Origin of the sequence: Amycolatopsis sp. NBC_01488 (assembly GCF_036227105.1) — a bacterium.
GTDB lineage: Bacteria > Actinomycetota > Actinomycetes > Mycobacteriales > Pseudonocardiaceae > Amycolatopsis.
In genome coordinates, this window is the sequence record NZ_CP109434.1 from 6859130 (window position 1) to 6877827 (window position 18698).

The window sequence follows — 18698 nt, forward strand, 5'->3', positions numbered from 1 at the left end:
GTCGTGCCCGGCAGGTCTCGTCGCGGCTCACCCGGGCCGGACCCGAGGCCGGGCGGGCAACGGCAGGACGAGCAGGTCGACCGAGCCCGGCGTGAGCGCCCCCACCCGCTCCCAGCCCCACCGCCGGTACATCGCGTACGCCGGGGCCGCGGTCGCCGCCGCCAGGACCGCGACCGGCTCGCGGCGGCCGGCGAGCAGGTCGCGCAGCAGCTCACCGCCGTGTCCCCGGCCGCGCAGACCGGGCAGCACGGCGAGTTCGTAGACGTAGAACAGCGGCGTGCCGGCCAGCCAGCGGGGTACCGGTGACGCGGCACCAGGGTGCCACCAGCCCGCTTCGCGGCCGACCCCGTAGGCGAACCCACCGAGCTCCTCGCCGGCGCGCACGGTCTTCAGCGCGAATCCCGGCAACCGCGAATGCCGGGCCACGGTTTCGCGGAACCGGGCAGCGTCCGCGGCGTCTTCCCCGTACGGCCGTTCGCGGTAGACCGAGAGGTAGGTGCTTTCGATCTCCGCCCACGGGTCAAGCACCTGCCGGCTCCTCGACCCGCGCCGCCACCGGCTCCAGTCCTAATCAGTTCTGGGAGTGGGCTATCCGGCACACTCCTGGTGGTAGCCGGCCGGCAGGTGAGCACTCGTGGGTCCTGGACGCTTGAGTCCTGATGAAAGACCGTGCCCCTGTCGGTGGCTGGGAGAGTTGATCGCTGCTGGGATGTCGTGCCGCGCGTGGTGGTGGCGTGAGCACTGTGTGATTAGGTCGCTGATGGTTCTCCCCGCCGGCTGCTCAGGGTGATCGAGATCGGGAGGATCGTTGCGGCTGTTCGTAGGGGATGACTGGGCTGAGGACCATCACGATGTGGAGGTGATGGACGGTTCCGGGCGCAGGCTGGCCAAGGCCCGGCTGCCCGAAGGCGTCACGGGGATGGCCCGGCTGCACGCGATGATCGGTGAGCTGACCGGGGACGACACCGACACCCTCGAGGTGCTCGTCGGGATCGAGACCGACCGAGGCCCGTGGATCCGGGCACTGGTCGCTGCCGGATACACGGTGCTGGCGGTCAACCCGTTGCAAGCGGCCAGGTTCCGCGACCGGCTCGGGGTCTCCGGGGCCAAGAGCGACGCCGGTGATGCCCATGTGCTGGCCGACATGGTCCGCACCCACGGCCACGAGCTGCGGCCGGTCGCCGGGGACAGCCCCGAGGCCGAGGCGGTCAAGGTCGTGGCCCGTACTCACAAAACCCTGATCTGGGAACGGACCCGCCACACCCAGCGGCTGCGGCACGCCTTGCGGGACTACTTCCCCGCCGCGCTGATCGCGTTCACCGACCTCGACGCCGCCGACACCCTGGAACTGCTCGGCAAGGCCCCCACCCCGGCCCGGGCCGCCCGGCTGACGATCGCGCAGATCAGCGCCGCGTTGACACGCGCGCGCCGCAAGGACATCGCCGGGAAAGCGGCGGGAATTCAGGCGGCCTTGCGCGCTGAGCACCTGGCCCAGCCCGATGTCGTGGTTGCCGCCTACGCCGCCTCGGTCCAGGCGCTGCTGGCGGTGCTGACTGTCCTGGACGCTCAGGTCAAGACTCTGCAAGGGCAGGTCGAGGCCTATTTTGGGCAGCACCCGGCCGCTGAGATCATCCTGTCCCAGCCTGGTCTGGGATCGGTTCTTGGCGCCCGGGTGCTCGCAGAGTTCGGCGACGACTCCCACCGCTACACCTCGGCCAAGGCCCGCAAGAACTACGCCGGGACTTCCCCGATCACCCGTGCCTCGGGCAAGAAGAAGGTTGCCCTGGCCCGGTTCGTGCACAATGACCGGCTCATCGACGCCCTGATGAGCCAGGCACAGAGCGCGTTGCTGCACTCGCCCGGCGCCCGTGCATACTACGACCGGCAGAAAGCCCGCGGCGCTGGCCACAACGCCGCTCTGCGTCAGCTCGCCAACCGACTCGTCGGTCTTCTCCATGGCTGTCTCACAAACGGCACCCTTTATGACGAGCGGACTGCCTGGTCGCATCACGCCGAGAACGTTGCTGCTTGACATCTACGCTCCTGGGATGTCTTTCAGGACGGAGAACGCCAGCGCGCAGCACCCGGCGAGCACGAGCCACGGCAACCACGCGCTCCCGGCGAGCAACGCGGTGAACGTCACCGGGGCGATGACCCGTGCGGCGCCCCACAGCAGCTCCTCCAAGCCGAAGTAACGCCCCCGTAGGTGGGCCGGCGCCAGAGCGACGGTGAGCGCACTGCTCGTCGGCGCCTGCAGCAGTTCGGCGGCGGTGAACACCGCGGTCGCCACCGTGAGGACGACGATCGCCGCGCCGGGTACCGCCCGCGGCACCACCGCGAACAGCACGAACGACAGCGCCCACACCGCGGCCGCGACCTGCAGCACCCGCGGCTTGCGGTACCCCGCCAGCCTGCTCGCCACCACCGTCTGGCCGACCACCACCAGCACGGTGTTGCCGGCGAACAGGATTCCCGGCTGCCACGAGGGCAGGCCGAGGGTGTCGATCACGTAGGCGCTGAGCAGCACGGTGAACGCCAGATCGCACAGGGCGAACACGAAGACGGTCAGCAGCACCCGCCGGAAGGACCGGTCGGCGAGCACGGCGCGGTAGCCCGCCCCCGCCGTCGGCGCACGGGGTGGTGGCGCGGGAGCGGCGGCGGGCCCCCGCCACGAGGCGACCAGCCCGGCCGCGACGAGGAACGTCGCCGCGTTCGCCAGGACGATCCCGGTGTAGCCGGCCGTCCCGCCCCAGGCGACGAGCACGCCACCGGCCAGTCCGCCGGCACCGATGCCGACGTTGCGCAGCGCGCGGTCCATCGCGTACCAGCGGCCGCGCTGGCCGTCGTCGGCCACCTGCGCCACGAGTGCGCCCGACGCGGGCCAGAACAGCCCCTCACCCCAGAAGGTCAGGGCGGCGAGGACGACCAGCTGCCACAGGGATCCCGCGACGACATAGCCGGCGAAGGTGAACACCCGCAGCAGGTTGGCGATGACGACGACCCGCCGGGCGCCGAGCCGGTCGACGAGCGGGCCGGCGAGCGGCCCCGCGGGCAGCGCCAGCAGGGCGGCGGCCGACAGCGCGCCGCCGACCGCCGGCAGCGGGATGTCCTTGGCCGCGTGGAAGTACACGACCGCGAACGGGAGGAACAGGCCGGTGCCCAGGGCGTCGACGGCCTGCGCGGCGACCAGGGGGAGCCGGCCGCGGGTGCGCGGCAGGCCGAGCAGTTCGGTGGCAGCCATCGCGACCCTTCACGCGTGCGGGAGCGGAAAGGTGTTCAGCCGCTCTTCGGTCAGGGGCCGGGTCCGCCAGCCGAGGTCGACGGCGGCGCGGCGGATCCGGCCGTCGCCCCAGTACGGCAGGCCGGCGGGGAAGTTGGACACCAGCCCCGGCACGATCGTGTGCGCGGCGTGGAACCCGGCCGCGGCGACGTCCCGGGTGGTCAGGTCGACCGCGATCACCTCGAAACCGCGCTCCTCGACGCGCTCCCGGTACGCCTTGAGCCGTCGCTCGCCCAGGGCCGGGAGCCCCTGCCACGGGCGTACCGGCAACTCGTGCACCCACGGAGCCACGCGCGTCGCGGCCCGCGGGTCGAGGTAGACCTGCTGCTGGCACAGCAGGTCCACGACGTCGCCGAAGTCTTCGCGGTAGGAGTCGAGGTAGCGCCGGTCGGCGCGGTAGGGCTTCAGGTTGGCCAAGTGCGGCAGGTCCGCCCGCATCCCGGCGAGCTCGAGCTCGTCGTCGAGGGCGAGGCAGGTGTGCTGCAGCGTGAACCCCTCGGCGAGCGCCTTCTTGGCCGCGTCGACCGCGTCGGGGCGAGTGGCGAACCCGATGGACAGCCAGTGCCGGGCGCGGTCGAGCACCGCGGCGGCGACGATCGGCACCGCGAACTCGTTGTCCAGCGGGATCAGCGTGACGTCGTAGGCGTCGGTGGTGTCGGCGATCAGCGCCCGGAGCTCGGCCGGGACGGGCAGCCGGCGCAGCCGCGGGGTGTTGGCCCACCAGAGCATCGTCGTGTCGCGTTCGAGCACCTCTTCCAGCCCCGACGTCACGGCGTGCTCTTCGCTGGTGCCGCCGGCGAGCCCGGCGATCAGCGGGTCGGTGAACCGGCCGCGGTCGGCCTCCGACGAGACGAGACAAGCGGGGATCCACACGGTTTCGTCCGTCGTGTGGGAGAAAGCTTCGATCCAGGTGCACTCCGTTTCGGGCGTCAGGGGAGCGAAGGGGAAGCCCGGGGTGGCGTACTGCCGTGGCGAATACAGGTTCAGGCGACGCGGGTCCAGCGCGGGGACGCCGTCGCGGCGCAGGCGCCGGTAGCTCGTGTACCGGAGCTCGCGCTCGGGGGGCAGCCAGCTGCCGCAGTACCGTTCGACGGCCTCGCCGATCGCGGAATCCCGCGCCGCGTCGAAGTCGTGCCAGGACGTTCCGAACGCCTGGCGGTCGTTGGGCCAGTCCACGACCCGGCGCATGTCCGCCACGTCCACCGCGCACACGCGCAGGCGCGCGGGCATGCCGGGGGCGGGCGGAAGCTCGTGGACCGCCGTGACGATGCCGGTCCGGTCGTCGACGAGCAGGTCCGGGCGGGGGCCGAGCGCTGCGACCGGCCGGGGGCGGTCCGGCATCGGGAGCACGGGCCGGGGCGTCACGCTCAGCCGGACGGGGTCGATCTCGAGCTCGCCGGTGATCGTCTCCGTGGGTTCGCCGGCGAGCCAGCGCTCGAGCTGGACGGCGAGCACGGTCAGCATCCAGCGGGCGTCGCCCGGGCGGAACCGGCGACCGGCCGGTGGCGGGGCGGTGGCGAAGGCGTCGGCCAGGCGCGGGTCGAGGGCCGCGGAACGCCGCCGCGCGAGCACGTCGGCGAAGTCGGGCCCGGTGCCGCCGGGCGTGATCGCGGGCCCGGCGACACCCTGGCCGCGTTCGCAGCGGAAGGGCAACAGGCGGACGCCCCGCTCCGCGCAGTACGCGTCCAGGGTGGTGAGTTCCGAATGCGCTGGATGGGTGAACGCGGCGACGACCACGGTGTCGACCGGATCGAAGGGGAGGGGGCCGGTGAACCCGGAGAGGGTCTCGACCCGCGCATACCCGGCCGGCACGAGGATCTGCGCGAGGGGCGCGGTGAGCTCGGGGGTACCGGCGATGAGGACGGTGGTCGAAGCGGCGCGCCGGGCCGCGGCGGCGTCCGTCGCGGCGGGCCGGAGGCTGCCGTCCGCCGCGAGGACGTCGAGCACCTCCGCGTACTCGGGGTTCATCCCGGCGAGCAGCTCGGTCCGGGTCCGGGTCCCGTCGCAGCGTGCGATCCACGCGTGGAACTCGGTGACCGGCGCGGTGATCGAGTACTGGCCACCGTTCGGCGTGATGAGCAGGCACAGCTCCGGCTCCAGGTCGTGGACCTCGACTCCGGTCAGTTCCAGGTGGACGTCGTCGGCTGGCATCGCGAACCCCTCGTCGGATATGGCCGTGCCGCGGCCCCGGGGTGGGCCGCGGCACGTGGTGCGGGCCGGCTACTTCGCGGAGGCGCGGTTGTGGACGACCGCGCGGTTGTGGACCACGGCGCGGTTGTGCACGACGGCCCGGTTGTGGACCACGGCGCGGTTGTGGACGACGACGGCGGTGGGGCGCTCGACGATCGAAATCAAGGTTCCTCCTGTGTGTGTGGAGTGTCTCCGGTGTGGATTCCGGGACGGGGTGACGTGATCAGTTTGTGGTCCGGGGGTGCACCGTGACGTCTTCCGGAATGCGATCCGCACGACGAGCTTCGGGCGTTTCGCACCGGCCGCCCACGCGGAACGCACGAGAGCGCCCCGCCACCCGGGAAGGGTGACGGGGCGCTCGGCTCGCCGTGGGGTCCGGTGCGGTCAGGCCCGGCAGGTCTTGCCGCGGTTCACGCAGTTGACGAGCCCGTTCATGATCCGCTGCGACATCACGTTCGCGAAGTCGTCGTGGTCCGAGAGCGGGTTGTGCTTCTCCTGCGGGAAAGCGTCCACTTTGTACTGCTTCTTGACCTGGATGTCGTGCGGGATGTCGTAGGTCAGCGAGATCTGCAGCTGGGGAACGGCCTTGAACCCCTGGGCACACTGGCCGAACTTGTCCGGGAACACGATGTGCGTGCGGTGGTTGGCGCTGTCGGTGTTCTTCCCGTCCCAGCAGCTCGGGAACGTGTGGATTCGCTTGACCTTGCTGTTCGGCGGGCAGATCGGGTACTTGTCCGTGACGCGGTTCTCGAACCCGGTGCACGTCCAGCTCGCGCGGGCGTTGGCGGGCCCGTTCGTGGACTGCTTCGCGTCGCCGTAGAGCACGCGCAGGAACCGCGGCATCGCCACGACCTTGCCCACCGGGCTGCCGCGGAAGGTGATCTGCACCTTCTGCGGGCGCAGGATCTTGCCGTCGTTGCCCGGCAGCTCGTTGTTCTGGTCCTGGCCGGGCAGCGCGCCGCCCGCTGTGGTGCTCGTCGGCGGGGTCGGCGTCCCGGTGTCCTTGCCCGGCTTCGGCGCGCACGGCGCGAGCCCGCCGAGGTCCTTCGGCTTCGGCGCAACCGGGCGATGATGGTGGCGATCCGGTCGAGGATCGCGGCACGCCGGTCCTTCAGCGGGTTCAGGATGGCGTTCTGCAGGAAGTTCGCGCCGCCCTGGCCCTGCGTCTGCGCGACGCGCTGGTTGGCCTCGTCGGTCTGCGCGTCGAGCTGGTCGAGGTTGCCGTCGACCTCCGCCATGGCCTGGTCGGGGACGTCGGTGAGCTTGCTGGCGACGTCCGGGCAGGCGACCTGGACGGTCTTGGCTTCCTGGTCGGCCTGCGCCCGGTCGCCGTCGGGCGCCTTGGCGCTGGGATTTCGCTCCGCCTCACCGGTGTCGATGCGGACCACGGGCCAGAAGTAGGCGGACTTGTCGCCGTTCTTGCAGGTGGTGCCGGCCTTGGCGAGGCTCTTGTTGTTCGAGTCGGCGTTCGTCGAAAGGTTGCCGACGTAGTCGTGCAGGTGCTGGGCGCCGTTCTTGACGCCGGACTGGGCGATGAAGTTGTCGGGGTTGAAGTGGCCGTTCTCGTTGCGGCCGCAGTCGACGGTGAACGTGCCGGTCGACGCGCCGTAGACCGGGCGCGGGTCGAACTGGTTCGGCGGCACCTTGAGGATGTCGACGAAGAAGGCGGGGTTGGCCTCGTCGGCGCTCGCTTCACCGGTGTTGCCGGTGGTCGTCGCGACGACGATGCCGCCGACCGCGATGGCGAGGGCGAGGCCGCCGGTCGCGATCTTCGTTCTGCGGGAAAGGCGATGCCGTCCTTGGGTGCTGGACATGGCTGGATCCTCCGGGTGTCGGGCTGGCGGGAACGCCGCGACACTGGCGGGCACGAGCCCAGGCTCGTGCGCACCAGGTTTGCCATTTTTACGATGGCGTCGGCGGGAGGAACGATTCCCGGACCGGCCACCGACCCGACATCGGTGGGTGCGCGCCACCTGCCCGTGGCCACGCCGTCAACCGGCTGGTTATCGTTCCGTGATGGAAGCTACACCGGGGCTTGACACCGGGCAAGAAGGAAATTCCGCCAATTACGAACCGTCAGGCCGGGGTGCCGTTTCCGTAGTCGTTCATGAGTACGAAAAGTGTCCGAGAATGGAAGAAGAATGGCGTACGCGAAAAACGCGGGCGCGACGGACCGCGACTGGATCACGCTGGGCGGCCGCGCGTGTCTCTCTCCGGCGTACTCGGGTGTGCCGTCATCGTGGGCCGCTGACCGGGGCGTTGTCCAGCTTCGGGCGGTGTGGCGAGAAACTTTGAACCGATCCGAACCCGCGTCCGTATACCAGGGTGAAGCGTGCGAAATGCCCGCTCGCCGTTCAGGGATGATTGTGTCACCGCAGCGCGGCCGGGGTCGCGGGAATCGCCGCCAGCGCGGAGCCGAGCCGGTGTCCGACCGCCAGTCCGACCTGGTCCCGCAGTTCCGCCAGTTTCCCGACGTCGATTCCCGTCGCGATGCCTTCGGAGTGGAAGAAGTCGACCAGGTCGTCGGTCGCCACGTTCCCCGAAGCGCCCGGCGCGAACGGGCAGCCGCCGAGCCCGCCGAGCGCGGAGTCGAACCGGCGGATGCCGAGCGCGAGGCCCTCCCAGGCGTTGGCGGCCGCGCGGCCGTAGGTGTTGTGCAGGTGCAGGCCGAGCGGGACGTCCGGCAGTTCGTCGCGGACCGCCGCGACGACCGTACGAAGCTGGCCCGGTCGCGCCGCGCCGATCGTGTCGGCGAGGTGGACGACCCGTGCGCCGAGAGCGCCGAGACGGGCGGCCACGTCGGCGGTCCGGTCCGGGTCCGTGTCGCCGTCGAACGGGCACACGAACGCCGTCGCGACCGAAGCTTCCACGGCGACACCCGCTTCGGTCAGCAGCGCGGCGCATCCGGCGAGCCGGTCGAGTGCCGCGGCCGTCGGCACGCCCGCGTTGGCGACGCTGTGCCCGTCGCTGGCCGAGACGACCAATCGCACCGAGCGCGCGCCCGCGTCGATCGCCTGCCGCGCCCCGCGTTCGGTGAACACCAGCGTGTGCAGGGCCGCCGGGACGCCCGGCAGCAGCGTCCGCAGCACGTCGCCGGTGTCGGCCAGCTGCGGCACGCGGCGCGCGGAGACGAACGACCCGACCTCGAGGGACCGCACGCCCGCGTCGACGAGGCCGCGGGCGAGCCGGACCTTTTCGTGCGCCGGCACGGTGACGGGCTCGTCCTGCAGGCCGTCGCGCAGCACGACCTCGGTGAGGAGGACTTCGGTCATGGTCAGATCACTCCGTTCTCACGCAGGCGGGTGACCGCCTCGCCGGTGACGCCGAGCTCGGCGAGCACGGCCTCGGTGTGCGCGCCCAGCTCCGGCCCGAGGGCGCGGGTCCGGCCGGGCCGCTCGGTCAGGGCCGGCACGATGCCGGGGAAGGTGATTTCGCCGTCGTGGCCGCGTACCCGGTGCCGTTCGTGCATGCCGCGGGCCTCGAAGTGCGGGTCCTTGGCGATGTCGGCGGCGGTCAGGATCGGTCCACAGGGGACGGACGCGTCCCGCAGCACGGCTTCGGCGGCCTCCTGGGGGAGGGTCGCCGCCCACGAGCCGATGGCGTCGTCGAGCAGCTCGGCGTGCGCGACGCGGCCGGCGTTGTCGGCCAGCCGGGGATCCTCGGCGAGGTCCGCCCGGCCGACCGCCCGCATGAGCCGCCGGTAGATCGCGTCGCCGTTGCCGCTGACGACGATGTACCTGCCGTCGGCGCAGCGGTAGGTGTTGGACGGCGCCACCCCGGGCAGCGCGGAACCGGCCGGCCCGCGCACGACGCCGAACGCCTCGAAGTCCGGGACCAGCGACTCCATCAGCGAATAGACGGCTTCGTACAGCGCGACGTCGACCACTTCACCCGGCGTGGCGCCCGGCTCCCGCTCGCGCCGGAGCAGGCCCATCAGCGCGCCGATCACCGCGTACAGCCCGGCGACGGAGTCGGCCAGGCTGACCCCGACGCGCGTGGGTGGCCGGTCGGGATGGCCGGTGAGCGCGCGCAGGCCGCCGATCGCCTCGGCGACGCCGCCGAAGCCGGGCCGGTCGCGGTAGGGGCCGGTCTGGCCGTAGCCGGAGACGCGGACGACGACCAGCCGCGGGTTGAGCGCGCGCAGTTCGTCCGGGCCGAGGCCCCAGCGTTCGAGGGTGCCGGGGCGGAAGTTCTCGAGGAGGACGTCGCTGCGCCCGGCGAGCGCGCGGACGAGCTCCTGGCCTTCGGGGCGGCGCAGGTCGACGGTCACCGAGCGCTTGTTGCGGCCCAGGGTGCGGAACAGCAGCGACGTGTCGCCGGCGTGCAGCCGCCAGCGCCGGAGCTCGTCCCCGGTACCCGGCCGCTCGACCTTGACGACGTCGGCGCCGAAGTCGGCCAGCAGCCGGCCGGCGGTCGGCGCGGCGATGAAGTTGCCCAATTCGACCACCCGGATGCCCGCCAGGGGACCGGTTCGCTGACTCATGCCCGACTCCAAACCACGATGTGAGTTCTAAACCCAGAATACGGGCGAGTGTCGCGGAGTCAACAGCGGCGAGCGTGGCTAGACTGTGCGACACACCACGGGCACGGAGCGGGGCGATGGCAGAGGAAGAACGCAGCGGCACGACGCCGGTGCTGGTGCTGCGCAAGTTCAAGCAGATCCTCGAGTCGTTCACGATCGACGACCCCGAGCTGACGCTGCAGCAGATCACCCGCTCGACCGGGCTGCCGGCGAGCACGTGCCAGCGGCTGGTGCACAACCTGGTGCGCGAAGGGTTCCTCGACCGCTACGACGACACGTACCGCGTCGGGCTCGGCCTGGTCCGCTGGGCGGCGCCGGGCACGTTCGGTCTCGACCTGGTCCGGCTGACCCGGCCGGTGCTCCAGCAGCTGCGCGACGAAACGGGCGAGACGGCGTGCCTGTACGTCCGCGACGGCGCGTACCGCACGGTGATCTCCCTGGCCGAGTCCCGGCATCCGGTGGTGCGGCTGTTCGTGGTCGGCATGGTGATGCCGCTGCACGCCGGTTCCGCCGGGAAGGTGTTCCTGGCGTGGGACAAGCTGGCGGTCAGGGACGCGATCGGCCACGGCCTGGCCCGCTTCACCCCGCGCACGACGGTCGACATCGACCTGCTCTCGGAGCAGCTGGGCCAGATCCGCGAGGCGGGCTACGCGGTGAGCTTCGAGGAGCGCGACCTCGGCGCGGCGTCGTTGAGCGCCCCGGTGTTCGGCCTGAACGGCGAGGTCAGCGCGGCGATCGGGATCGGCGCGCCGACCCAGCGGTTCACCGCCGCCGACGTGCCGCGGCTGGCGCCCATCGTGGTCGAGGCCGGGCGACGCGCTTCCGAGCGGCTCGGGTACCGGCCCGGTGTCGAGCGGGTCGCCGCTCTCTGATCCATCCTGTCTTCGCGACGTGCCCGGCACGGCCGTGCCCTTGACTCCGTCGAACGCTCGTCACATTATGGGTCGGCCAACCACATCGTGGAGAAGTCAAAGGAGACGACGGATGGCGAACATCCCCGACGCCGCCGTGCCGGACACCGGCACGATCGCGGGCCGGCTCGACCGGCTGCCCATCACCCGCACGCACCGCCGGGCCACCGTCGCCGTCGGGCTCGGGCTGTTCTTCGACTTCTACGAGGTCTTCCTGACCGGTGTGCTCAGCTCGGTGCTCGTCCAGGAGTTCTCGCTCACGAAGGCGGAACTGCCGCCGCTGCTGGCGTCGACCTTCGTCGGCATGTTCTTCGGCGCCCTGCTGCTCGGCCGGCTCGCCGACCGGTTCGGCCGCCGCGGCGCCTTCCTGCTGAACCTCGGGCTCTACTCGCTGTTCTCGCTGCTCGGCGCGTTCAGCGGCAGCGCGCTGATGCTGCTGGTGACGCGGTTCTTCGCGGGCATCGGCCTGGGCGCGGAGCCGCCGTTGGCCGACACCTACCTCACCGACCTGCTCCCGGCCCGCAAGCGCGGCCGGTTCATCGCCTGGGCGTACACGCTCGCCTTCTGCGGCTTCCCGGTCGTCGGCTTCCTCGCCCGCGGCCTGACCGAGCACGAGATCCTCGGCGTCGCGGGCTGGCGCTGGCTGTTCGTGCTCGGCGCGCTCGGCGCGGGCGCGGTGTTCCTGCTGCGGCGCGGCCTGCCCGAGTCGCCGCGGTGGCTGGAGTCCGTCGGCCGCACCGAGGAGGCCGAGCACCTGGTGGCCGGGCTCGAAGCCGAGGCGCGCGGGAGCGTCGACGAGAACGTCGCCCCGCCGCGCGGCAAGACCCGCAAGCGCGCCGCCGCGCCGGTGCGCGAGCTGTTCGGCCCCGCGCTGCGCCGCCGCACCTGGATGATGGTCGTCTTCCAGGTCCTGCAGACCCTCGGCTACTACGGCTTCGGCACGCTCGTGCCGCTGGTGCTCGCGGCCAAGGGGTACGCCGTTTCGCAGTCGCTGCTGTTCGCCGCGCTGACCTACCTCGGCTACCCGGTCGGTTCGGCGCTGTCGCTGCCGATCGTGGAACGCGTCGAGCGGAAGTACCTGGTGGTCGGCTCGGTGCTGGCGATGGCGGTGTTCGGGATCGCGTTCGGCTACGCGGGTTCGATGGCGCTGATCCTCGTGTTCGGCTTCCTCTACACCGCGACCAGCAACCTGTTCTCGAACGCCTTCCACATCTACCAGGCGGAAATCTTCCCGACGGCGCTGCGCTCGACGGCGTCCAGCGGCACCTACTCGCTGTCTCGGCTGGCGAGCGGCGCGATGCCGTTCGTGCTGCTGCCCCTGCTGAACTCGCACGGCCCGACGACGCTGTTCCTGGTCGTCGCCGGCGCGCTGGTGGTGGTCGCGGTGGACGTCGCGGTGCTCGGCCCGCGCACGACGGGGCGCCGGCTGGAGAGCGTCAACGACGAGGTCGCGCCGCCGCTTCGATGACCGCGACCGCATCGCCGACCGAATGCCGGGCGGTGTCGACGACGAGGCGCTCGCGGGTCCACGGCTCGTACTCGCGGGCGGCGATCTGGGCCCAGGTGGGCGGGACGAGTCCCGGGATGCCGGAGTCGCGGGTGTCCGCGCGGCGCCGGTGTTCGACGGGGTCGGAGCAGACGATCTCGGCCTCGAGCACGCGCGCGCCGTGGTCGGCGCCGGTGTCCCGCCAGGCATCGCGGGTGATCGCCAGCGGGTTGACGCACTCGGCGATCACGCTGACGCCGGTCCGGAGCAGATCGGCGGCAACCGCCCGGGCGACGACGTAACCGACCGGCCCGAGTGGCTGCACCAGCGAAGTGGCGCGGATGACGGCCTGCTCGATCGTGTCGACGCGCAGGAAGGAGAACCCGGTCCGCCGGGCCAGTTCCGCGGCGACGGTCGTCTTCCCGCTCGCGGGCAGGCCGCCGACGACGATCAGCAGCGGAGGCACGGCGGCATGATCGCACGCCGCGCCGATGGGGGCGGGCTCGCCCGGGTGCGATGGTCAGCGGGTGGAGCCGGTCGCGGCCGCACGCCCGGTCCGGGAACGCCGTATCGGAGGAGGCCAAGTCCCTCGATGCGGCATTCCCGGACCACCCGCCCCGCGCTCTTCAGGACGCCTCGCGCTTCTGCGCCAGCAATCCGCGCCTCAACGTCGTCAACGCGCGGTGCTGGGCCACCCGGACCGCTCCCGCGCTGCTCAAGCCCACCGCCGATGCCGTCTCCTCCGCTGAGAGGCCCAAGATGATGCGCAGCACCAGGACCTCCCGCTGGCGCGGCGGGAGCGTGTCGAGCAAGCCCGCCGACCAGTCCAGGGCCGCCGCGCGCTCGACCTCGTCGCCTGTCGGGTCCGGGCCCGTCCGGTGGTCGGCGGGGGGCTCGGCCACCGGGCTCGTGCGGTCGCGGGCCCGGCGGCGGTGGAAGTCGGAGACCTTGTGCGCCGCGATGCCGAACACGAACGCCAGGAAGCTGTCGGCCTCGTACCGGTACCCCGGCAGCGCGCCGACGACCGCCAGGAGCACCTCCTGCGCGCAGTCCTCCGCGTCCGACGAGCCGTCCTGCCAGGTGCCGAGCCGGCCGAGGCAGTAGCGGAACACCATCGGCCGCAGCGCGCGCAGGATGCCTGCGATCGCGGCGCGGTTGCCGGTGATCGCGGAGCGGACCAGCTCCGGATCCAGGGACAACGTCGCCGTGGGTGCGGGTTCGCCCGCGGCGGACTGCGGCGGCATCGAGTCTCACCTCTCTTCGGCGACGGACCGTCACGACGCTAGGTCACCCCGAGTGGCCGCCGCACCGGCCGGGCGGCCGCCGGGACCCGGGTCTTACGGCCCTGGCGCGAGCCCTCTCGACGTGCTGCGCGGGCGCCCCACCGGCGGCCGGGCCGAACGGCCCTACCGGCTGCCTCGGCCCACCGATCACGCTGGAGGCCGGGGATTTTCAGAGAAAACACAGGGACGCGATGGTGGACGACGTGGGCTTCGGGCTGCTGCTCGACCGGCAGCAGTGCCTCGCCCTGCTGCGGACGGCGAGCCTCGGCCGGGTGATCTTCACCCACCGGGCCATGCCGGCCGTCCGGCCGGTGCGCTTCACGGTCGTCGACGACGCCGTCGTGTTCGCGGTCCCGACCGGCAGCTCCCTCTACGCGGGCGCCCGCGACGCCGTCGTCGCGTTCGAGGCCGACGACTTCGCCGCCGACCTCGGCGCCGGCTGGTACGTCAGCCTGCTGGGCCGGGCCACCGAGTCGCCGGTGGACGGTGCCGACATCGCGTGCCTCTGCCCGTGCCCGGCGCCGGCCGGTCGCCAGTTCCTGCGGATCCCCGTCGAGGCCATCACCGGTCACCGCATCGCCTGCCACGCCGAGTGACACGGCGCCACCCGTAACAGCGGCACTCCGCCGATCGACCCACCGGATGGACGAACCGGATTGGGCCGACGCGGGCAGTCGCCTGTGGGACCCTTGACGGCCCGGGGACACCCCCGGGATCGGGCTACAACGGGTCGGCGGGAAGTGGCGGACGAAATCGGCATGCCGGCGATCCTGGCCGCGGTGGCCGGGATCGCGCGGGAGCTCGAGGTGCCGGCGGTGCTGGGCACCGCGGTGACGACCGTGCGCGACCTGGTCGGCGCGCGGTACGGCCGGCTCGAGGTGACCGGCCCCGAAGGCGGCGTCGCCGAGTTCGGCCGGGCCGGCGGCACCGAGGTGGTCGAGCTGCCCGTGCGGGCGGGCCCGAAGACGTTCGGCCGGTTCGAGGTCGAACCCGCGCCGGGCCGCGAGTTCGGCCGCCGCGAGCGGGAGGTGCTGGGCGCGCTCGTCGCGGCGACCGCGATGGCCGTCGACAAGGCCCAGCTCCTCGACCAGATGCGCCGCCGCGAACGCTGGCTCGAGGCGTCCTACGACGTCACCCGCGCGCTGCTCGCCTCGCAGGACCTGCGGGCCACGCTCCGGCTGATCGCCGAGCGCGCGCGGATCGTGGCCGGCGGCACCGCCGGGGCGATCGCCCTGCCGGACGGGCCGGGGCGGCTCGTGTTCGACGTCGTCGAGCCGCCGGGGGAGGACGCCGACCGGCTCACCGGGCTGACCGTGCCGACCGAGGGGACGGCCACCGGCGTCGCGTTCACCACCCGCCGCCCGGTCGTCGTGCGCGACTACGGCGACCGCGTGCAGGAGGAGCAGCGCGACCGCGCCGGGCCGATGCCCGCGATGATCAAGGACCTCGACTCGGCGATCTCCGTGCCGCTGCTGGTCGGCGACGATACGCTGGGCGTGCTGGTCGTCGCGAAGTTCCGCGACAAGACGCCCTTCACCGAGGCCGAGGTCCAGCTGGCCGAGACCTTCGCCGGGCACGCGGCGCTCGCCGTCGAATTCTCCCGGGCGCAGGAGGTGCGCCAGCAGCTGGCGGTGTTCGAGGACCGCGACCGGATCGCCCACGACCTGCACGACCTGGTCATCCAGCGGCTGTTCGCGACCGGGCTCGGGCTGGAGGGCGTCAGCCGGTTGATCGCCGACCCGGTCGTCGCCGGGCGCGTCGCCGGGTTCGCCCAGGACCTCGACGGCACGATCCGCGAGATCCGCAACAGCATCTTCTCCCTGCAGGCGCCCGCGCAGGCGCAGGGCAGCCTGCGCGCCGAGCTGCTGCGGGTGGCGGTCGACGCGCGGGACACGCTCGGCTTCGAGCCGCGCGTCGGCTTCGACGGGCCGCTCGACGCCGCGGTGCCGGACGCCGTCCGCTCCGACCTGATCGCGTCGCTGCGCGAAGCGCTGACCAACGTCGCGCGCCACGCCGGGGCGACGTCGTCCTCGGTCGACGTCACCGTGGACGGGGCCGCCCGCCGGCTGACCCTGGTGGTGCGCGACGACGGGACCGGGCCGCTGCCCGCCGGACCCGGCCGGGTCAGCGGGCTCGCCAACCTGATCGCCCGTGCCGCACGGTGGGGCGGGAACTGCGAGCTGGTGGCCGCCGAGGGCGGCGGCTCCCGGCTGGAATGGACCGCGGAGCTGCCGGCCAGGGCCGGCGGGCAGGGGAGTGGGCGATGACGATCTCGGTGTTCCTGCTGGACGACCACGAGCTGGTCCGCACCGGGCTGAAGACCGTCTTCGAGTCCGAAGTGGACATCGAGGTGGTCGGCGAGGCGGCGACCGCGGCCGAAGCGCTGGTCCGGATCCCGCAGGCCCGCCCGGACGTGGCGATCCTCGACGTCCGGCTGCCCGACGGCCAGGGCGTCGAGGTGTGCCGCGAGATCCGCTCGACGGTCGAGCCGGCGCCCGCCTGCCTGATGCTGACGTCCTATTCGGACGACGACGCGCTGTTCGGCGCGATCATGGCGGGCGCGGCCGGGTACATGCTGAAGCAGGTCTCCGGCCGGTCGCTGGTCGACGCCGTCCGCACGGTCGCCGTCGGCGGCTCGCTGCTGGACGCCACGCTCACCGCGTCGGTGATGAACAAGCTGCGCGGCGAGGACGTCGCGGCGCCGGACCCGCGGTACGAGCAGCTCAGCCCGCAGGAGCGGCGCGTGCTGGACCTGGTCGCCGAAGGACTGACGAACCGGCAGATCGCGGAGCGGCTGTTCCTGGCCGAGAAGACGGTGAAGAACTACGTTTCTTCGGTGCTGCACAAGCTCGGCGTCGAACGGCGCACTTCGGCGGCGGTGTACGTGTCGCAGCGACGCGCCGACGGTGGCCATTCGGGCTGATCCCCGCGCCCACTCGGGCGAAACCGGTGGGGCATCCGACGTATCTGGCCGCCGATGCGATACACCTGTCGGGTGACGCACGAGTTGTCGTGCGCGGCGGAGGGGACGGCATGTCGGGGTTGTCGAGCGGGGACTATGTCACGCAGCAGATCAAGGCGCTGGCCAGAGCGGTGCGCCGGGAAGGCGCCGGCGGCGTCGGCACGCGCAGCTTCCAGCTGGCGGAGCACCTGGCCGCGGAGGGGGGCATCCACCGCGGCGACATCCTGACGGCGACGGCGACGCTCCTGGCGATGACGGCGTGGTGCGACGGCGAGGCCGACGCGGCCTGCCGGTTCGCGGCGCTGGCCGGCGAGCACGACGAGGAGTCGCGCGAGCTGGTGACCCACCTGCTGCGCCTGGAAGCCGGGGCGGACCAGGGCCGGCTGCCGCAGGAGCAGGTGGAGGCGCTGCTGGAGTACGCGCGCCGTGCCCGCCGCGGCGACCTGGCCAAGCGGGCGCGCGCGATCACTGGCTCACGCGGCGGACGGCACCGGCGGGACAACTAGCGCGTCGGCGACAGACCACCGGGGTGGCCTTCGGGGAGCGGCCGTGGGCGGGGCCGGCGCCCAGGGACGCCGTTCCCCACCCACGGCCCGTTGGCCGGCGCGGCTGGCTCGTGAGGGGATGCGCGGGGGTCCGAGGGGCGGCGCGGTCGAGCGCCGGCCGGGCAGTCCGGCGCCGACGATCACGTGCGTGTCGATCAGCCACTCACCCCGGTCAGCGCGAAGAACTCCTGACGCGTCTTGGGTTCCTCCCGCAGGAGGCCGTGCAGGGACGACGTCACGGTCAGCGCGCCGGTGGCCCGCACCCCGCGCAGCGACATGCACAGGTGCTCGGCTTCGATCACCACGCCGACGCCCTTCGGCGCCAGGTGCTCCTGCAGCCAGTCCGCGACCTGCTTGGTCAGCCGTTCCTGCACCTGCAGGTCCCGCGCGAACATCTCGACGACGCGGGCGAGCTTCGAGAGCCCGAGGATCCGCTCGCCGGGCAGGTAGCCCACGTGCGCGACGCCGCGGAAGGGCAGCAGGTGGTGCTCGCACAGCGACTGCACCGGGATGCTCTTGGCCAGCACGAGCTCGTCGTAGCCCTCGTCGTTCGGGAACGTCGTCAGCTGGAAGTCGCGCGGGCGCAGCATCTCCGCGTAGGCGTTGGCCACCCGCCGCGGCGTGTCGCCCAGGTGCACCGACGACGGGTCCTTCCCGAGCGCCCGCAACAGGTCGGCGACCGCGCGTTCCGCCGCGGGCAGGTCCATGGTGTCGCGCTCGTGTACGACGCCCAGGTGCCGCAACGGCACCGGTTCGCGGACGGGATCGACGGTCACGGAGGGCCTCCTTCAAGCCAAGACGAGCCGACGGTAGAAGCCTTCCGGGGTTTTCGTCAACGATTATTTGTTTTAGAGTGCTCGGATGCACAAGTCCCAGGCCGGCGCGCTGGCCGCGGTCGCGGCGCTCGACGAGCCGACGCGCCGGAGGCTGTACGAGTACGTCGTCCGGCGGCCGGGTCCGGTCAGCCGCGACGACGTCGCCGAGGCACTCGGCGTGGCCCGCCCGACCGTCGCCTTCCACCTCGACCGCCTGGTGGCGGAGCGGCTCCTGGTGGCCGAGTACGAACGCCGCAGCGGCCGCACCGGGCCGGGCGCGGGCCGCCCGGCGAAGCTCTACCGCCGGTCCGACCGGCAGGTGAGCGTCTCGGTGCCCGAGCGACACTACGAGCTGGCCGGCGAGCTCCTCGCGTCCGCGATCGAAGAGGCCGACGAGACCGGCGGCTCGGCGCGGGAAATCCTGGCGCGGCGGGCCCGCGACCACGGCGCCGGACTGGCGGCCGGCGCCCCGGACGTCGTCGGCGCGCTCGAGGAGCACGGGTTCGAGCCCCGCGTCGAGGAGGGCGCGGTGCTGCTCGGCAACTGCCCGTTCCAGCGGCTGGCCAAGACGCACGCACAGCTGGTGTGCGAGATGAACCTCGGGCTGCTCGCAGGCATGCTCGACGGCGTGGGCGAGGGAGGGCTGCGCGCCCGGCTCGATCCGCGGCCGGGGTTCTGCTGCGTGCGCCTCGAGCCCGCCTGAG

Annotated in this window: 17 protein-coding genes and 1 pseudogene; 8 read left to right on the top strand and 10 right to left on the bottom strand. The window is 72.6% G+C overall.

Annotated features, from left to right (window positions below):
* Positions 1–27: 27 nt before the first annotated feature.
* Entirely contained in the window at positions 28–528 is a 501-nt protein-coding gene (locus tag OG738_RS32655; RefSeq protein ID WP_329046781.1) for a GNAT family N-acetyltransferase, read from the bottom strand.
* A gap of 280 nt (positions 529–808) precedes the next feature.
* Here OG738_RS32655 and OG738_RS32660 point away from each other — a divergent pair, with 280 nt between their 5' ends.
* Positions 809–2032, top strand: a complete 1224-nt coding sequence (locus OG738_RS32660) for an IS110 family transposase (RefSeq protein ID WP_442875826.1) — start codon at positions 809–811, stop codon at positions 2030–2032.
* A gap of 3 nt (positions 2033–2035) precedes the next feature.
* Here the strand turns inward: OG738_RS32660 and OG738_RS32665 are convergent, their stop codons facing one another.
* From OG738_RS32665 to OG738_RS32690, 6 genes and pseudogenes are all read right to left on the bottom strand, one after another.
* Entirely contained in the window at positions 2036–3241 is a 1206-nt protein-coding gene (locus OG738_RS32665; RefSeq protein ID WP_329046783.1) for an MFS transporter, read from the bottom strand.
* A gap of 9 nt (positions 3242–3250) precedes the next feature.
* Positions 3251–5431, bottom strand: coding sequence for a YcaO-like family protein (locus OG738_RS32670; protein WP_329046785.1), 2181 nt, complete (start codon positions 5429–5431; stop codon positions 3251–3253).
* Between the two features lie 69 nt (positions 5432–5500).
* On the bottom strand, positions 5501–5635 hold the full coding sequence (locus OG738_RS32675) for a hypothetical protein (protein ID WP_329046787.1): 135 nt from the start codon (positions 5633–5635) through the stop codon (positions 5501–5503).
* Positions 5636–5854: 219 nt separating this feature from the next.
* Positions 5855–7284, bottom strand: a pseudogene (locus tag OG738_RS32680) (DUF1996 domain-containing protein).
* Positions 7285–7839: 555 nt separating this feature from the next.
* Positions 7840–8742 (bottom strand): hydroxymethylglutaryl-CoA lyase, encoded by a 903-nt coding sequence (locus OG738_RS32685; protein ID WP_329046789.1) that lies wholly within the window; start codon positions 8740–8742, stop codon positions 7840–7842.
* A gap of 2 nt (positions 8743–8744) precedes the next feature.
* Positions 8745–9953 carry a CaiB/BaiF CoA transferase family protein gene (locus OG738_RS32690; protein WP_329046791.1) on the bottom strand — a complete coding sequence of 403 codons (1209 nt, stop codon included), beginning with the start codon at positions 9951–9953 and terminating at the stop codon, positions 8745–8747.
* Between the two features lie 116 nt (positions 9954–10069).
* Here OG738_RS32690 and OG738_RS32695 point away from each other — a divergent pair, with 116 nt between their 5' ends.
* Both OG738_RS32695 and OG738_RS32700 read left to right on the top strand, forming a co-directional pair.
* A complete protein-coding gene (locus OG738_RS32695; RefSeq protein WP_329046794.1) occupies positions 10070–10864 on the top strand; it encodes an IclR family transcriptional regulator in 795 nt (264 codons plus the stop codon).
* Between the two features lie 112 nt (positions 10865–10976).
* Positions 10977–12371: an MFS transporter gene (locus OG738_RS32700; protein ID WP_329046796.1), complete on the top strand. Its 1395-nt coding sequence runs from the start codon at positions 10977–10979 to the stop codon at positions 12369–12371.
* Here OG738_RS32700 and OG738_RS32705 read toward each other — a convergent pair.
* Together OG738_RS32705 and OG738_RS32710 are read right to left on the bottom strand one after the other, a co-directional pair.
* Complete coding sequence (locus tag OG738_RS32705) at positions 12340–12855, bottom strand: AAA family ATPase (protein WP_329046799.1); 516 nt, start codon at positions 12853–12855, stop codon at positions 12340–12342. The genes OG738_RS32700 and OG738_RS32705 overlap by 32 nt on opposite strands.
* A gap of 160 nt (positions 12856–13015) precedes the next feature.
* Positions 13016–13633 carry a sigma-70 family RNA polymerase sigma factor gene (locus OG738_RS32710; protein WP_329046801.1) on the bottom strand — a complete coding sequence of 206 codons (618 nt, stop codon included), beginning with the start codon at positions 13631–13633 and terminating at the stop codon, positions 13016–13018.
* A gap of 230 nt (positions 13634–13863) precedes the next feature.
* Between OG738_RS32710 and OG738_RS32715 the strand changes: the two genes are divergently transcribed.
* The 4 genes from OG738_RS32715 to OG738_RS32730 all read left to right on the top strand — a co-directional run bounded on the left by OG738_RS32715 (position 13864) and on the right by OG738_RS32730 (position 17140).
* The gene (locus OG738_RS32715) at positions 13864–14268 is read left to right on the top strand and encodes a pyridoxamine 5'-phosphate oxidase family protein (RefSeq protein ID WP_329046803.1); all 405 of its coding nucleotides are present in this window, start codon (positions 13864–13866) and stop codon (positions 14266–14268) included.
* Between the two features lie 162 nt (positions 14269–14430).
* On the top strand, positions 14431–15939 hold the full coding sequence (locus tag OG738_RS32720) for a GAF domain-containing sensor histidine kinase (protein WP_329056906.1): 1509 nt from the start codon (positions 14431–14433) through the stop codon (positions 15937–15939).
* Positions 15936–16595 (top strand): response regulator transcription factor, encoded by a 660-nt coding sequence (locus OG738_RS32725; RefSeq protein WP_329046804.1) that lies wholly within the window; start codon positions 15936–15938, stop codon positions 16593–16595. Before OG738_RS32720 ends, OG738_RS32725 begins: the two co-directional genes overlap by 4 nt.
* A 110-nt stretch (positions 16596–16705) precedes the next feature.
* Entirely contained in the window at positions 16706–17140 is a 435-nt protein-coding gene (locus OG738_RS32730; protein ID WP_329046806.1) for a hypothetical protein, read from the top strand.
* A 194-nt stretch (positions 17141–17334) separates the two neighbouring features.
* Here the strand turns inward: OG738_RS32730 and folE are convergent, their stop codons facing one another.
* The gene (folE, locus tag OG738_RS32735) at positions 17335–17955 is read right to left on the bottom strand and encodes a GTP cyclohydrolase I FolE (RefSeq protein ID WP_329046809.1); all 621 of its coding nucleotides are present in this window, start codon (positions 17953–17955) and stop codon (positions 17335–17337) included.
* Positions 17956–18040: 85 nt separating this feature from the next.
* Here folE and OG738_RS32740 point away from each other — a divergent pair, with 85 nt between their 5' ends.
* The gene (locus OG738_RS32740) at positions 18041–18697 is read left to right on the top strand and encodes a helix-turn-helix transcriptional regulator (RefSeq protein ID WP_329046811.1); all 657 of its coding nucleotides are present in this window, start codon (positions 18041–18043) and stop codon (positions 18695–18697) included.
* The last annotated feature ends 1 nt before the right edge of the window (position 18698 follow it).

Excerpts from the sequence above, each read along its gene's own strand:
- OG738_RS32665 (WP_329046783.1), bottom strand. The coding sequence starts at position 3,241 with ATGGCTGCCACCGAACTGCTCGGCCTGCCGCGCACCCGCGGCCGGCTC.
- OG738_RS32670 (WP_329046785.1), bottom strand. The coding sequence starts at position 5,431 with ATGCCAGCCGACGACGTCCACCTGGAACTGACCGGAGTCGAGGTCCAC.
- OG738_RS32685 (WP_329046789.1), bottom strand. The coding sequence starts at position 8,742 with ATGACCGAAGTCCTCCTCACCGAGGTCGTGCTGCGCGACGGCCTGCAG.
- OG738_RS32690 (WP_329046791.1), bottom strand. The coding sequence starts at position 9,953 with ATGAGTCAGCGAACCGGTCCCCTGGCGGGCATCCGGGTGGTCGAATTG.
- OG738_RS32695 (WP_329046794.1), top strand. The coding sequence starts at position 10,070 with ATGGCAGAGGAAGAACGCAGCGGCACGACGCCGGTGCTGGTGCTGCGC.
- OG738_RS32700 (WP_329046796.1), top strand. The coding sequence starts at position 10,977 with ATGGCGAACATCCCCGACGCCGCCGTGCCGGACACCGGCACGATCGCG.
- OG738_RS32710 (WP_329046801.1), bottom strand. The coding sequence starts at position 13,633 with ATGCCGCCGCAGTCCGCCGCGGGCGAACCCGCACCCACGGCGACGTTG.
- OG738_RS32715 (WP_329046803.1), top strand. The coding sequence starts at position 13,864 with ATGGTGGACGACGTGGGCTTCGGGCTGCTGCTCGACCGGCAGCAGTGC.
- OG738_RS32720 (WP_329056906.1), top strand. The coding sequence starts at position 14,431 with ATGCCGGCGATCCTGGCCGCGGTGGCCGGGATCGCGCGGGAGCTCGAG.
- OG738_RS32725 (WP_329046804.1), top strand. The coding sequence starts at position 15,936 with ATGACGATCTCGGTGTTCCTGCTGGACGACCACGAGCTGGTCCGCACC.
- OG738_RS32730 (WP_329046806.1), top strand. The coding sequence starts at position 16,706 with ATGTCGGGGTTGTCGAGCGGGGACTATGTCACGCAGCAGATCAAGGCG.
- OG738_RS32740 (WP_329046811.1), top strand. The coding sequence starts at position 18,041 with ATGCACAAGTCCCAGGCCGGCGCGCTGGCCGCGGTCGCGGCGCTCGAC.